This window comes from Phytohabitans maris (assembly GCF_031085175.1).
Classification (GTDB): domain Bacteria; phylum Actinomycetota; class Actinomycetes; order Mycobacteriales; family Micromonosporaceae; genus Phytohabitans; species Phytohabitans maris.
In genome coordinates this window covers 64,397-78,683 of record NZ_JAVHUY010000027.1, presented here as the reverse complement: position 1 = coordinate 78,683, position 14,287 = coordinate 64,397, and the positions used below count along the sequence as shown (strand labels likewise).

At 73.0% G+C, this 14,287-nt stretch carries 13 protein-coding genes; 8 read left to right on the top strand and 5 right to left on the bottom strand.

What is annotated here, in order from left to right:
• Window positions 1-12: 12 nt before the first annotated feature.
• The 7 genes from RB614_RS26480 to RB614_RS26450 all read left to right on the top strand — a co-directional run bounded on the left by RB614_RS26480 (window position 13) and on the right by RB614_RS26450 (window position 7,666).
• A complete protein-coding gene (locus RB614_RS26480) occupies window positions 13-1,098 on the top strand; it encodes an ABC transporter ATP-binding protein (RefSeq protein WP_308715347.1) in 1,086 nt (361 codons plus the stop codon).
• Window positions 1,095-2,846, top strand: coding sequence for an ABC transporter permease (locus RB614_RS26475; protein ID WP_308715346.1), 1,752 nt, complete (start codon window positions 1,095-1,097; stop codon window positions 2,844-2,846). Before RB614_RS26480 ends, RB614_RS26475 begins: the two co-directional genes overlap by 4 nt.
• Window positions 2,834-3,667 (top strand): creatininase family protein, encoded by an 834-nt coding sequence (locus tag RB614_RS26470; RefSeq protein WP_308715345.1) that lies wholly within the window; start codon window positions 2,834-2,836, stop codon window positions 3,665-3,667. The genes RB614_RS26475 and RB614_RS26470 overlap by 13 nt, the downstream gene beginning before the upstream one ends.
• Window positions 3,664-5,124, top strand: coding sequence for a lyase family protein (locus RB614_RS26465; protein ID WP_308715344.1), 1,461 nt, complete (start codon window positions 3,664-3,666; stop codon window positions 5,122-5,124). The genes RB614_RS26470 and RB614_RS26465 overlap by 4 nt, the downstream gene beginning before the upstream one ends.
• Window positions 5,121-6,005 carry an ROK family protein gene (locus tag RB614_RS26460; RefSeq protein WP_308715343.1) on the top strand — a complete coding sequence of 295 codons (885 nt, stop codon included), beginning with the start codon at window positions 5,121-5,123 and terminating at the stop codon, window positions 6,003-6,005. Before RB614_RS26465 ends, RB614_RS26460 begins: the two co-directional genes overlap by 4 nt.
• 159 nt (window positions 6,006-6,164) lie before the next feature.
• The gene (locus RB614_RS26455; protein ID WP_308715342.1) at window positions 6,165-6,488 is read left to right on the top strand and encodes a PadR family transcriptional regulator; all 324 of its coding nucleotides are present in this window, start codon (window positions 6,165-6,167) and stop codon (window positions 6,486-6,488) included.
• On the top strand, window positions 6,473-7,666 hold the full coding sequence (locus tag RB614_RS26450; RefSeq protein ID WP_308715341.1) for a hypothetical protein: 1,194 nt from the start codon (window positions 6,473-6,475) through the stop codon (window positions 7,664-7,666). The genes RB614_RS26455 and RB614_RS26450 overlap by 16 nt, the downstream gene beginning before the upstream one ends.
• Here the strand turns inward: RB614_RS26450 and RB614_RS26445 are convergent.
• The 4 genes from RB614_RS26445 to RB614_RS26430 all read right to left on the bottom strand — a co-directional run bounded on the left by RB614_RS26445 (window position 7,640) and on the right by RB614_RS26430 (window position 12,131).
• On the bottom strand, window positions 7,640-9,220 hold the full coding sequence (locus RB614_RS26445; RefSeq protein WP_308715340.1) for a Na+/H+ antiporter: 1,581 nt from the start codon (window positions 9,218-9,220) through the stop codon (window positions 7,640-7,642). The genes RB614_RS26450 and RB614_RS26445 overlap by 27 nt on opposite strands.
• A 21-nt stretch (window positions 9,221-9,241) precedes the next feature.
• Window positions 9,242-10,063: an alpha/beta fold hydrolase gene (locus RB614_RS26440; protein ID WP_308715339.1), complete on the bottom strand. Its 822-nt coding sequence runs from the start codon at window positions 10,061-10,063 to the stop codon at window positions 9,242-9,244.
• A 108-nt stretch (window positions 10,064-10,171) separates the two neighbouring features.
• Window positions 10,172-11,317 carry an RNA polymerase sigma factor gene (locus RB614_RS26435; protein ID WP_308715338.1) on the bottom strand — a complete coding sequence of 382 codons (1,146 nt, stop codon included), beginning with the start codon at window positions 11,315-11,317 and terminating at the stop codon, window positions 10,172-10,174.
• Between the two features lie 4 nt (window positions 11,318-11,321).
• Window positions 11,322-12,131 (bottom strand): SAM-dependent methyltransferase, encoded by an 810-nt coding sequence (locus RB614_RS26430; protein ID WP_308715337.1) that lies wholly within the window; start codon window positions 12,129-12,131, stop codon window positions 11,322-11,324.
• 485 nt (window positions 12,132-12,616) lie between these two features.
• Here RB614_RS26430 and RB614_RS26425 point away from each other — a divergent pair, with 485 nt between their 5' ends.
• Window positions 12,617-13,732 (top strand): site-2 protease family protein, encoded by a 1,116-nt coding sequence (locus RB614_RS26425; RefSeq protein ID WP_428983116.1) that lies wholly within the window; start codon window positions 12,617-12,619, stop codon window positions 13,730-13,732.
• A 17-nt stretch (window positions 13,733-13,749) separates the two neighbouring features.
• Here the strand turns inward: RB614_RS26425 and RB614_RS26420 are convergent, their stop codons facing one another.
• Window positions 13,750-14,115 (bottom strand): hypothetical protein, encoded by a 366-nt coding sequence (locus tag RB614_RS26420; protein WP_308715335.1) that lies wholly within the window; start codon window positions 14,113-14,115, stop codon window positions 13,750-13,752.
• Window positions 14,116-14,287: the final 172 nt, after the last annotated feature.

Below are 14,287 nucleotides of genomic sequence, written 5' to 3'. Positions count from 1 at the left end.
GCTGGAGGACAGATGATCGACGTCGAACTGGAATCGGTGAGCAAGCGCTTCGCCCGTTCCGACGCCGCCGCCGCGGTCGACGACGTCACCCTCACCATCGGGGCGGGCGAGTTCTTCACGCTGCTCGGGCCGAGCGGATGCGGGAAGACGACCACGCTGCGCATGGTGGCGGGCTTCTACTTCCCCAGCGAGGGCCACATCCGCTTCGGCGGCCAGGACGTCACCCGCCTGGCCCCGAACAAGCGCGACACCGGCATGGTGTTCCAGAACTACGCGCTCTTCCCGCACCTGACCGTCGCGCAGAACGTCGCCTACGGCCTCAAGGTGCGCCGCGTGGGGCGGGCCGAGGCGGCCCGGCGGGTGGCCGAGGCGCTGGCCGAGGTGCACCTCGACGGGTACGGCGCGCGCCGCATCGACGAGCTCTCCGGCGGCCAGCAGCAGCGGGTCGCGCTCGCCCGCGCGCTGGTGATCCGCCCGCGCATGCTGCTGCTCGACGAACCACTGTCCAACCTGGACGCCAAGCTGCGCGAGGAGACCCGCACCGAGATCCGCCGCATCCAGCGGGAGTCCGGCACCACCTCGATCTACGTCACCCACGACCAGGCCGAGGCGATGGCGATGTCCGACCGGATCGCGGTGATGCGGTCCGGCCGGGTACAGCAGGTCGGCAGCCCGCGCGAGGTCTACCACCAGCCGGCCAACGAGTTCGTGGCCCGCTTCATCGGCCGCAGCAACGTACTGTCGCTGCCGGTCGCCGCCGCCGAGGCGACCCGGGTCGAGGTCGTGCTCCCCGGCGGGGCGCGGGTCTGGTCCGGCGCGCCCGATGGGCACGGGCTGGGTACCGGCGACACCGCGCTGGTCTCGGCCCGCCCCGAGTACATCGCGGTCACCGGCCCCACCGACCCCGGCGCGATCGGCGGGCGGGTCACCGCGATCGAGTTCACCGGCATGACCACGCACCTGACCGTCCAGGTCGACATCGGCGGTACCGACACCGAGGTGACCGTCGCGACCGTGGACGCGCCGGAGCGCGTCGGGATCGGCGACCGGATCGGGCTGCGGCTCTCCGCCGACCGGCTCTGGGTGGTCCGGCCGTGACCGCGGTCGCCTCCCCGCGCGCGTCCCGGCGGGCGCAGCTCACCCGGCGGCTCGGCGGCGGGGCGAGCGCGCCGTGGTTCCCGTACCTGCTGGTCGCCCCGCTCGCCCTGATCCTCTGGGGCTACGTGGTGCAGCCGATGCTCGCCACGTTCGCGGAGAGCGTCAGCGAGGACGGCACGGCCAACTACACGCAGTTCTTCACCTCGTCCGGCGTCGCCCGCACCTCGCTCGTCACGTCGCTGGTGATCTCGGCGGCGAGCGTGCTGCTCTGCGGGACCGTCGGCGTGGCGATGGCGTTCCTGCTCAAGCGCTTCACGTTTCGCGGCCGGGGTCTGGTCGAGGCGTTCATCCTGGTGCCCGCCGCGCTGCCGCCGCTGATCGGGGCGGTCGCCTTCCAACTGCTCTACAGCGAGATCGGCATCCTGCCCCGGGCGTTGCAGCAGCTCTTCGGCACCGAGCGGCCGGTACTGGCGTTCGACGGGATCGCCGGTGTGCTCGTCGTGCACACCTTCACCATGTACCCGTTCTTCTACCTCGCCGCCTCGGCCGCGCTGGCCGGCATGGACTCCTCGATCGAGGAGGCCGCCTACAACCTCGGCGCCGGCCGGATCCGGGTGTGGCGCACCGTCCTGCTGCCGATGCTCACGCCGGCCCTGGTCTCGGCCTCGCTGCTGGTCTTCATGACCTCGCTGGCCTCGTACACCGCGCCGCTGCTGTTCGGCGTCGACCAGACCATGACCATGCAGATCTACATCAACCGCACCAACGGCGACCTGCCGATGGCCTCGACGTACGCCTCCGTGCTGGGCCTGGTGTCGATCGCCTTCCTGCTGGCCATGCGCTGGTACGAGGGGCGGCGCAGCTACCTGTCGCAGTCCAAGGGCGTCGCGGCGCACCGGCGGGAGATCGCCAACCCGATCGGGCGCTGGCTCGCGCCGGTCGCCTCGGTGCTGGCGACGATCGTGCTGCTCGCCCCGGTCGCGACGATCGCGCTGGTGGCGTTCTCCGCGGACGGGTCGTGGACCACCGAGGTCATCCCCTCCGCGTACACGGTCGAGAACTTCGTCACGATCCTGACCGAGCCGCGGGCGTTCGAGCCGATCCTCAACTCGCTGCGGATGAGCCTGCTCGCCACCGCCGCCTGCGTCGCGGTCGGCGTGCTCATCGCGTACGCGGTGCGGCGGCTGCGCTTCGTCGGCCGGAGCCTGCTCGACGTCGGCGTCATGATCGCCTGGGCGCTGCCCGGCACCGTCGTGGCCATCAACCTCATCTCGGCGTTCAGCACCGGCAACGGGTTCAGCTTCGGCCAGGCGCTGATCGGCACGTTCTGGATCCTGCCGCTCGCCTACTTCGTGCGCTTCCTGCCGCTGGTCTTCCGGGCCAGCTCGGCGTCGCTCGCGCTGATCGACCCGTCGCTCGAAGAGGCCGCCCGCAACCTCGGCGCGTCCTGGTGGCGGGCGTTCCTCAGCGTTACGGTGCGGCTCATGCTGCCGGGCGTCATCGTCGGCGCGCTGCTCGCCTTCGTGCACGGGGTGGGGGAGTTCGTCGCCTCGGTGCTCATCTACACCTCGTCCACCGTCCCGATCTCGGTGGCGATCAACAACCGGATGTACTCGTTCGAAATCGGCACCGCCGCCGCGTACGGCATGCTCCAGGTCGTCCTCATCTTCGTGGTGATGTGGTTCTCCGGGCGGCTGGAACGCGGCGGCCGGGCCGCGTCACGACAGGCGGAACAGTGGACGAACTGATCGACACCTGGCGGGCCCGGGGCGGGCTGCTGCCGGTCAGCCGGGTACCGGGGCACGCCCTCACCCGGGTCGCCGAGGCGGCCGACCTGGCCGTGCTCCCGGTCGGCGCGGTCGAATGGCACGGGCCGCACCTGCCGCTCGGCACCGACCTCATCCTCGCCGAGGGCTTCGCGTCCGAAGTGGAGAGTGCCGGCGTGTGGGCCGTCTCGTTCCCCGCGGTCGCCTACACCGCCTGCCCCGGCCAGACCCGGCCCTGGCCCGGAACGGTCGCGGTGCGCCCGGAGACCGCCGTCGCGTACGCGTGTGACGTGCTCGACGGCATCGTGGCCGCCGGCTTCTCGCGGGTGCTCGTCGTCAACGGCCACGACGCCAACATGTCGGTCGCCCGCGCCGCGATGGAGTGGGTCTCCGGCCGGCGGCAGGCGAGCCTCATGCTCGTGAACTGGTTTCAGCTGGTCGGCCCGGACGAGACCCGCGAGCTCTTCGGCGAGCTGACCTCGCGCGGCCACGGCGGCGCGTACGAGACGTCGGCCGTGCTCGGCTTCGACCCCGAGGCCGTACACCGGGGCGCCGCCACCGACCTGCCACCCCGCCCCAAGCTCCCGACGCCCCACCCGTACGTGCTGGTCGAGTCCCGGCCCGAGCCGTGGCAGGGGTGGAGCGGGCACATCTCGCTGGCCAGCGAGCCCGCGGGCCGGCGGGTACGGGAGCTGGCCGCCGCCCGGCTCGGCGAGATCCTCCGGGCCTGGGCGGCCGCGCCGCTGCCGGGCCCGCCGGGCACGGATCCTGTATCGCAACCACAACCGGGGGAAACGCCGTGACGCAGCCGCCGCTCACCACCTACCAGCAGCACCATCTCCGGGTCACGTTCGAGCACCACGCCGGGTACCTCTACCAGCCGATGGTGAAGGCGAGCGAGGCGCACGTCGTGATGCTCGCCGAGCGGGGCCTGATCCCCGCCGGGTCGGCCGCGTCGATGCTGCGCGGGCTGGTCACGCTCCGCGCGGACCGGCCGGAGACGTTCACCTACGACGGGACCGTCGAAGACGTCTACTACACGCTGGAGAAACGGCTTGCCGCCGCGTGCGGCATCCCGACCGGCGAGCTCAACGTGCAGCTCGCCCGGAGCCGCAACGACCTGGATGCCGGCGTGTTCCGGATGATATTGCGCGACCAGCTGCTCCGCGTGCTGGCCGCGATCGCGGACGCGGGCGCCGAGCTGCTGGACCGCGCCGACCACTACGCCGACGTGGTCGTCGTCGGGTACACGCACCGGCGCCCGGCCCAGCCCACCAGCCTCGGGCACGTGCTCGCCGGGTACGCCGAGGCGCTGGCCGGGGAGGCCGCCGCCTACGCGAGCCTGCTCGCCGAGGTCAACCGTTCCCCGCTCGGCTCGTGCGCCTTCGCCGGCACCGACCTCGACATCGACCCTGAGCGGGTCGCCGAGCTGCTCGGCTTCGAGGAGCTGGTGGTCAACTCGTACGAGGCGGTCGCCGGCGCCGACCACCTCATGCGGACCGGGGCGCTCAACGCGCAGTCGCTGGCCACCGGCGCCCGGCTGGCCCGTACGCTCATGGACTGGCTCAGCTGGGAATGGGTGCGCACGCCGGAGGAGTTCACCCAGGGCAGCACGATCATGCCGCAGAAGCGCAACCCGGTCGTCCTGGAGCACCTGGTCTCGATGGCCGGCGCCGCGGCGGCCGACGCCGCCTCCGTCTTCAACAACGTCGGCGCCGCCTGGTGGGAAGACTCCAACAACGCGACCACCGACGTGCAGGTGCGGCTCTGGGAGAGCAACGACCGCGCGTACCGCTTCTTCGCCTTGCTCGGCGGCTTGTTCCAGCGGCTGGAGCCGTTGCGCCCGCCGACCGGCGAGGCGATCGTGGCGACCGGCGCGACGACGACCGCCGCCGCCGACGCGCTGACCCGGCACGGCGTACCGTTCCGCGCCGCGCACTCGGTCGTCGGCCGGCTCGTCCGCGCCGGCGCGCCCGCCACCTGGACCGACGCGGGCGTACGCGAGGTGGCGCGGGCCGCCGGCGTCGGCGCGCTCACCGACGCGGCCGTCCACGACCTCGTCGCCGCCGCGCTCCAGCCCGAGCTCGTCCTGCGCCGCGCGCAGAAGGACGGACCGGGCGAGGCCGCGGTACGCGTACAGGTCGGCCGGATCCGCTCCACATTGGACGAGGCGGTCGCGCACGCCACCGGGCTGCGCAAGCGCCTGCACGACGCCGACACCATGCTCGCGGCCGCGGTCGCGGAAAGGTCCGCCCGGTGAACCTCCAGCCCGACCGGCGGCTCCTGGGCATCGACTTCGGCGGCACCAAGATGGCGATCGGGATCGGCGACGCCGACGGGCGCCTCCTGATCTCCGAGCGGGTGCCGACGCTCGCTTCCCGCGGCGCGCGGCAGGCCCTGGCCCGCGCGCTGGACCTGGCGCAGAAGCTCGTCACCGACACCGGCGGCACCCTGTACGCCGCCGGCATCGCCTCACCGGGCCTGGTCCGCGACGACGGCATCGACCTCGCGCCGAACGTCCCCGGCTGGGAGGAGCTGCGCCTGGCCGAGGCGGTCCGCGACCACCTCGGCATCTCCCGGGTACGGGTCGCCAACGACCTCAACGCGGCCGCCCTCGCCGAACTGCACCGCGGCGCGCTGCGGGACGCCGACCCGGGCGTGGTGATCGGGCTGGGTACCGGCGTCGCGGCCGCCATCACCGTCAACGGCACGGTGGTACCCGGGCGCCACGGCGCGGCCGGCGAGATCGCGTACGCCGTCACCGGCCCGGGCTGGCCCACCTCGGCAGAGCCGCGGCTGGAGGCCGACTTCTCCGGCCGGGCCCTCGACGAGCTCGCCGAGCGGCTCAGCCTGTCCGGCGGCGCGGCCGGCCTCTGCGCCGCGGCCCGCTCTCCCGGCCCGGCGCGGGACGCGCTGGTCGCCCGCGTCGACGAGCTGGCCCGCCACGTCGTCACCTGCTGCCTGCTCGTCGACCCGCAGCGCCTGGTGCTCGTCGGCGGTGTCGCCCGTGACGAGCTGGTCCGCGAGCTGCTGACCGAACGCCTCTCCCGGGCCCTGCCGTACCGGCCCGAGGTCGTCCTCTCCGGCTTCGCGCAGGACGCCGCGCTGCTCGGCTCGCTCACCCTCGCCGCGCAGGCCTGACCCGCCACAAAGGACCTCGCCGGGGCTCCACGGTCGCGATCCCTGGCGAGGTTCGGGCAGCACGGCCACGGCGATGGCACGGCCACGCCCGACGCCGCCACGGTAAGAGCGAGGCTCGAAGCCTTGCCGGCAAAACTCTGACTATGTAGAGTTATTGCCGTGACCAGAGCCCGCCGCCCGTCGGCGCAGACCATCGCGGTGCTCTCCGCGCTCGCGGACGCCCCCACCACCTGGCGATACGGCTACGAGCTGTGCAAGCAGCTCGACCTCCGCCCCGGCTCGCTGTACCCGATCCTCGTGCGGCTGGCCGACCGGGGACTGCTGGAGACGGCGTGGGAGACCGACCCTCCCGCCGGCCGCCCACCGCGACACCTCTACCGGCTGACCGGCTCCGGCCGGGCGCTCGCGGCCGAGCTCGCACCGGCGCCGCCGCGGCCGGCCGCCGTCCCCCGACGATCGGAGCCGAGATGGCAGGGAGCGTGAGCCGGATCCGCCGGCGGTACGAGATGGCCGCCGCCACCCCGGTCGTCGTGGTGTTCGCGGCCCTCTACGCGTGGGTCGTGCGGTCCGCCGGGCCGTCCTCGCCGGACCTGATGCTCTGGCTGCTCGTGCCGTTCGCGATGCCGGCGCTGCTCTGGCTGTTTACGTCCTGGCTGCTGGTCCACCACTGGTGGGCGGCGGACGGCGCCCGTCTGTCCACGATGGACGCGCCGGGGCGGTTTCTGGCCGTGGCGGTGGCCACGCTGCCCGAGCCCCGGCGGCGCTGGGGCCAGGCGATGCTCGGCGAGATGGTCGAGGTGCGCGGCGGGTGGGCACGCTGGCGGTTCGCGCTCAGCTCCGCCCGGGCGGCGGTGTCCCTGCTGCTGCCCGCCGGCCGGCTCGGGCTCGCGGTCGCCGCCGGTGCCGTCGTCGCGGCGGCCGCTCACCTGGCGGTCGGCGCGGTGCTGCCCGGGTTCGCCTTGTTCGCGGCCACCTTCGCCGCCCTTGCGGTCGCCGTGGCGGTCCTGGCGGTCGGCCGCGCCCGGTCCGGGCGCCCGCCGGCGCCGCTGGCGACCGCGCTGGTGACCGCCGCCGTCGCCGGTGCCGTCGTCGCCGCCGCGGCGTTTCTGGCCCGGCATCCGGCCGCGCCCGAAGGGCTGACGCCGGCCCGGGCGATCTTCCTCGCCGTCGTGCTCGCCGGCTGCCTCCGGCTGGCCGTGGCGCCGGCACGCCGGTCGAGCGGCGGCCGCCTCGCGGCGTACCTGGGCGCCGGCGCCGCCGTCCTCCTCGCCGCCGGGCAGATGGTGGCCGCCCTCGCCGGCCTTGGCGGGGCCGCGCTCTTCCTGCTGCTCTTCGGGCCGGCGTTCGCCTTCGGCGGTCCCGCGTTCGCCGCCGCGGCGGCCCGCCGATCGTTCGCCGCCGGGGTGGAGGCCGGCATCTGGACCGCGATCACGGTCATGCCACTCGGCTGCGCGCTGGGGCTGCTGGCAGCCGCACGCGCGTACGCGGTCGACGGCGGGTGGACCTTCGCCGGCGACGCCACCACCGCCGGGTTCCAGGTCGGCGGCGCCATCCTGGTCCTCGCGGTCACTGCGGTGCTCGGATTCCCGTTCGCGGCCATGGGTGCCACCGCCGGAGCGCTCCACCGCGGGGGTTCACTCCAGCGGCGTGGGGCCCAGTAGCCGGATCTCCTCGATGTCCATGCCCGCCTGCAGGTCACGCAGCACGTAGTCGTCGATCTTGTTGGCGTCGCGCAGTGCGGTGATCGTCTGCCGCTTGCGTTGCAGGATCGCCAACCGTAGCCGGTGTTCCACCCGCTCGTAGTGGACCGCCTGCTGCTCCTCCTCGCCCTCGCTGCGCAGCTCCTCCAGGTGCTCCTCGTAGTCGGCCCGGACCCGGTCCTCCAGCTCGGGCGGGACGTCCAGCGTCCGGGCGATGTCCGGCAACGCGTCGAGGGCCGCCTGGGTGGCCTTCAGGCTGGCCCTCTGCGTCTCGTCCTCGCGCGCCTCGTCGCCTTCCAGCCCGGCCCAGCGCAGCACGTACGGCAGGGTCAGCCCCTGCAGCAGGATGGTCACGACGATGACGGTCACCGTCGTGAAGACGATCAGGTCCCGGTCCCCGTACGGGGTGCCGTTCGCCAGCGTCGCGGGCACCGCCAGCGCCGCCGCGAGCGACACGGCGCCGCGGAAGCCGGCCCAGCCCTCGGCGGTACGGACCCGCCAGTCCACCCGCCGGGCCCGCTGCGCCTCCCGCCGGTCCACCAGCCGGATCACCCACGCCGACACGTGCACCCAGCTCAGCCGGAGGAGGATCGCGACCGCGCTGGCCGTGAACGCGACCAGCAGCGCGTGCCCGAGCGTGCGCCCGTCGATGTCCCGGACCGCCCGCGGTATCTGCATCCCGACCAGCACGAACAGGCTGCCGTTGATCATGAACGTGGAGAGGTCCCAGAACGCGAACGCCCAGAACCGCGACCGGGCCCGGATCACCCGCGGGCTGGCGTACGACAGCACCAGGCCGGACACCACGACGGCGACCACGCCGCTGGCGTGGACGAGCTCGCCGAGCAGGAACGCGACGAACGGGGTGAGCATGCTCAGCCCGCCCTCCCGCAGCGGGTCGTCGACGTGGCGGCGGATCAGCACGACCACGCGGCCGGTGCCCAGCCCGGATAGGACACCGCCGACGAACGACCAGACGAACTCGCCGGCCAGCAGCGGCGGACCGGGCGTGGACTCGCCGCCCACCGCGCCGACCGCGACGGCGAACAGCACCAGGGCCGTACCGTCGTTGATCAGGCTCTCGGCCCGCAACCTGGTGAGCGTTCGCCGCGGCATCCGCTTCGCCAGACCCGCGACGGCCGCCGCGTCGGTCGGGGCCAGCACCGCGCCGAGGACCCACGCCGCGTCCGAGGGCACCCCGACCGCCTGCAATGCGAACGAGATCGCGACCATCGTCGCGATCACCAGTACCACCGCCTGGAGCAGGATGATCCCCAGGTTCGCCCGGATCTCGCGAAGGCTGATGTTGAGGCTCTCGTAGTACAGGATCGGCGGCAGGAACAGCAGCAGCACCAGCTCGGGCGGCAGCGTGACGTGCGACAGCCGCGGGATCAGCGCCAGCAGCGCCCCGCCGACGATCAGCAGCACCGGCGGCGCGACGCTGTACCGCCCGCCGATCGTGGTGCCGACCAGCACGGTCGCCCCCAGGACCGCGACGAGCAGCAACGCCTCCACCGCAGACCGCGTCCGGTCGGGTCAGCTCTTCAGGAAGGCGAGCAGGTCGTTGTTGACCTGGTCCTGGAGCGTGGCGGTCATCCCGTGCGGCGCGCCCGGGTAGTAGATCTCCTGGGCGTTCGCGACCAGCTGCGCCGTCTTGTGCGCGGAGTCCTTGACCGGGACGATCTGGTCGTCCTCGCCGTGCATGACCAGCGTGGGCACGTCGAACTTCGCCAGGTCGTCGCGGAAGTCGGTCTCCGAGAACGCTTTGATGCTCTCGTACGCGTTCTTCAGCCCGGCCTGCATGCTCCACAGCCAGAACTGGTCCAGGATGCCCTTGGAGACCGTGGCCCCGGGCCGGTTGGCCCCGTAGAACATCTGCGCCAGGTCCTGGTAGAACTGCGACCGGTCGGCGAAGAGCTGCGCCCGCAGATCGTCGAAGACCTTGATCGGCAAGCCCTCCGGGTTGTCCGGAGTCTGCACCATGATCGGTGGTACGGCGGAGATCAGCACCGCCTTGGCCACCCGGTCGGTCCCGTACCGCCCGATGTAGCGGGCGACCTCGCCGCCGCCGGTCGAGTGCCCGACCAGGGTGGCGTCGGTGAGGTCGAGCGCCTCGATCACCGCCGCCAGGTCGTCCGCGTACCCGTTCATGTCGTTGCCGTCCATGGCCTGACCCGACCGGCCGTGCCCGCGCCGGTCGTGGGCGACGACCCGAAATCCGTTCCGCGCCAGGAACAGCAGCTGACCGTCCCACGCGTCCGCGCTCAACGGCCACCCGTGCGAGAACGTGACGACCGGACCGGAACCCCAGTCCTTGAAGTAGATCTCGGTGCCGTCCCTCGCGGTGATGAACGCCATTGCTACCCCCGTTTCTCCGTGACCGGGCGCGCCCGCCCGGCTGGGTGACTGCGGTTCCCCCGTAGCGACCCGGATGAAACACCGGCCGGGGACGCCGATCCGCCGCGCTTACCGGCCCAGCAGCTGCCGTACCCGCGCGGCCTGCCGGGTGAGGTGGTCGCGCTCCGGCACGCTGGTGGCGGCGCGGGAGGCCTCGGCGTACAGGTCGGCGGCGGGCCCGAGGTCGCCGGCGCGCTCGTGCAGGTGCGCCGAGACCGCGGCGTAGCGGGGCAGGTCGGGGCTCAGCTCGGCCAGCGCGGCCAGGCCGGCCCGCGCTCCGTCGGCCTCGCCGACCGCCACCGCGCGGTTGAGCCGCACGATCGGGCTGTCGTTGAGGAGCAGCAGCTCGTCGTACCACTCGACGATCTGTGCCCAGTCCGTCTCGGCGGCGCACCGGGCGTCGGCGTGCAGGGCGGCGATCGCGGCCTGCGCCTGGTACTCGCCCAGCCGGTCGCGCTCCAGCGCGGCCCGCAGGATCGCCACCCCCTCGGTGATCAGGCCGGTGTCCCAGCGTGACCGGTCCTGCTCGTCGAGGGGGACCAGGCGCCCTCCCGGACCGGTGCGGGACGCGCGGCGGGCGTGGTGCAGCAGCATGAGCGCGAGCAGCCCGGCGACCTCGGGTTCGTCGGTCAGGGCGACGAGCTGGCGGCTGAGCCGGATCGCTTCGGCCGCCAGGTCGAGGTCTCCGCCGTACCCCTCGTTGAAGACGAGGTAGAGCACGCGCAGCACGGTCGCGAGATCACCGGGCTGGTCGAGCGGCAGCCCGGCGATCCGCCGCTTGGCCCGGCTGATCCGCTGCGCCATGGTCGTCTCGGGGACGAGGTACGCCGTCGCGATCTGCCGGGTGGTCAGGCCACCGACGGCGCGCAGCGTCAAGGCGACGGCCGAGGACCGCGGCAGGGTGGGGTGCGCGCAGAGGAAGTAGAGCCGCAGCGTGTCGTCGGTGGCGGGCACCGGGCCGGCGGGTGGCTCGACCCGTACGGCCAGCTCCCGCCCCCGCCGCGACGTCTCGGCGCGGGCGGCGTCCAGGAACCTGTGCCAGGCGGCCGTGACGAGCCAGGCCTTCGGATCGCGCGGCGGATCGTCCGGCCAGGTCTCCAGCGCCCGGATCAGGGCCTCCTGCACGGCGTCCTCGGCCGAGGCGAAGTCGGCTCCGCGCCGGACGAGGAGACCGATCACCGCGGGTACGAGCTCCCGCAGCAGCGACTCGTCCACGCGGTCAGGGCTTGCGGACGATCCCGCACCACTGGTCGACCTCGACCGGCAGGCTGCCGTCGTCGCGCGGCTCGGGGCGCCACCGTGAGCAGGAGACCCAGCCCGGCTCGACGACCTCGAGGCCGGTGAAGAACTCCGCGATCCGCTCGGGCGTCCGCAGCTTCAGCTTCGGCTGCGCGTCGATGTTCCACACCCGGACGGCCTCGGCGGTGGCCTCGCCGTTGACCGCCGTGGTGGTGTTGGCCACGGCGACGTAGCTCCCGGACGGAACCGCGCCCAGCAGCCGGTCGACGATCCGCTGCAACTCGTCGTCGTCCTGGATGAAGTGCATGACGCCGAGCAGCATGATCGCCACGGGCTGGGTGAAGTCGAGCGTCTTCGCGGCCGTACCCAAGATGGTGTCCGGGTCGTGCAGGTCGGCGTCGATGTAGTCGGTGGCGCCCTGCGGCGAGCTGGTCAGCAGGGCACGCGCGTGCACCAGCACCAGCGGGTCGTTGTCGACGTAGACGATCCGTGCCTCCGGGGCCACCCGCTGCGCGACCTGGTGGGTGTTGTCCTGGGTGGGCAGCCCGGTGCCGATGTCGAGGAACTGGCGGATCCCCACCTCGGCGGCCAGGTAGCGCACGGCCCGCCCCAGAAACAGCCGGTCGGCCCGAGCCAGCTCGATCACCACGGGAAAGATCTCGCGAACCCGGTCACCGACCTCGCGGTCGGCCGCGTAGTTGTCCTTACCGCCGAGCCAGTAGTTCCAGATCCGGGCCGTGTGCGGCACGTGCGGCCGGATCTTCTGGTCTACGGCGGGTTCGTCAGCCATCGTCAGCCCTTCCATATCGCCCGGGGGCTTCAGTCTAGAGAGCTTTCGGGGTCGTCGGCGCGGTCGGGCATCCGGTGTTTTCCAGACCGGATTTGGCCCCGGTCCGCGTCTGCTGTGGACCGTTTGCGCGGGGTCCCGGGGGAAACGTGGAGCGCAGCGGAGCGTCTTCTTGGGGTGTCTTTCCGCGGGCACCGCTGCGGCCGGCGGCGAGCTGGCGCTCGCCGAGTTCCCCGGCCTCCGCTGCCGGCTCCGCGGGGACAAGCCCCAGGTGCGGTGCCCGGCACGGTGGCCCGACTTCAGCTGGTGATCGTGGTTTTCGGTGGCCCTCTGAGGGCACCTGGATACCCCACCTCGCGGTCCCGCGGGGCCGGGTGGCTTGCGGTCGCCGAACGCGGAGGGTGGGGCCGCGGGCTCGGCCGGTCGGGTTTGACGCGTTGCCAAGGGGGTAGCCAGCGGCCGACGGGGGAGACGAGATGCGAAGATCCTTGATCGCCGGCGCGGGACTGGGAAGGATCGCCGGCGTCCCGATCGGCGTCAACTGGAGCGTCCTGGTCCTGGCCCTGCTCATCGCCGGGGCGCTGTCCGAGGGTACGCTGCCGGACACCTATCCGGGCTACCCGAACTGGGCGTACGACCTCACGGGCGTCCTCGCCGCGGTGATCTTCCTGGTCGGCCTGGTGGCGCACGAGCTGTCGCACGCGATCGTGGCCAACCGCAACGGCTTCGAGGTCCGCCGGATCACCTTGTGGATGCTCGGTGGCGTGGCGGACGTTCGCGGTGTCTCGCCCGGTCCTGGCGCCGAGGCCCGGATCTTCGCCGTCGGCCCGCTGGTGAGCCTGCTGGTGGGCGCGTTCGTCGGCGGTGTCGCGGCCGTCCTGGCGCTGGCCGGGCTGACCGGGCTGGTGACCGGCGTACTGACCTGGCTCGCCGTTGTCCACCTGGCGATCGCGGCGCTCAACCTGCTGCCGGCGGCGCCCCTGGACGGCGGTCGGATCCTGCGCGCGGCCCTGTGGCGGTGGCGCGGCGACCGCACCCAGGCCAACCTCACGGTCGCCTGGGTCGGCCGCGGGCTGGGTACGGCGGTGATCGCGCTCGGCCTGGTCGCGCTCGTGCGGGGGTCGGGTCTCGGGGCGGTGTGGCTGGCGCTGCTCGGCTGGTTCATGCTGGCCGCGGCGAGCACCGAGGAGTACCGCACCAACGCCCTCGAGACGCTCTCCGAGGTGCCGGTGCGCGAGGTGATGACCGCGCAGCCGCAGACGGTACCGCCGGACGCGTCCGTCGCCGACTTCCTCGACCACTACGTCATCCGCCGCGGGCACAACGCGTTTCCGCTCACCGAGGACGGCCAGCCGGTCGCGCTGGTGACGCTGGACCGGGTACGGCAGGTCCCGCCCGAACGGCGCGGCGACACCACCATGCGACAGGTGGCCTGCCCGCGGGACCAGTTCACCTTCACGACCCCGGACGAGCCGGTGAGCGACCTGCTGCCCCGGCTGAACGGGTGTGCGGAAGGGCGTGCCCTGGTCATGAGCGACGGTCACCTGGTCGGGATCGTCTCGTCCCGCGACATCAGCCGCACGATCCAGCGCCGTGCCCCGTGAGCCGTCGAGATCGGCGATCAGTCAACTGGGCCGCCGAGATCACTGCCGAGCCCGTCGTCCATCCACAGGCACAGGGCGGTGACGAGGCCAGCCAGCACCAGACCGCCCAGCAGCATCCAACCGCTGCCGACAACCAGGGACAAGCTCGCGGCCAGGCCGACGATGACCATCCCGAACTGCCCGGCGATCTTTACGCCGACCCGCCACCGATTGCGGTCTGCCACGTAGAACCAGGAGGCGGCCGCGACCAGTGACACCCAGAGGAATATCCAGGCGAGCGGACGCGGTCCCCCGCCTGCCAGCAGGAAACAAACCAAGCCCGCGACGGCCGCGGTGCCGAGGGTCACGCGGACAGCCTCGCCGAAGCGCTCGTAGGTGCGCATCGCACCGCCTCCTTGGATAACAAGAACGCCACCAGGGCCAGGACTTCGCGAACGCCCGGAAAGCGCAGCGTATCGAAGCTGTTCACCACGCCGTCGACAGATCACCCGCGAAGCAGGTCCGGACACCGCGAGGTTCGGGCGGACCCGGCAGCAGCGGCTGTTGACAGCGGAG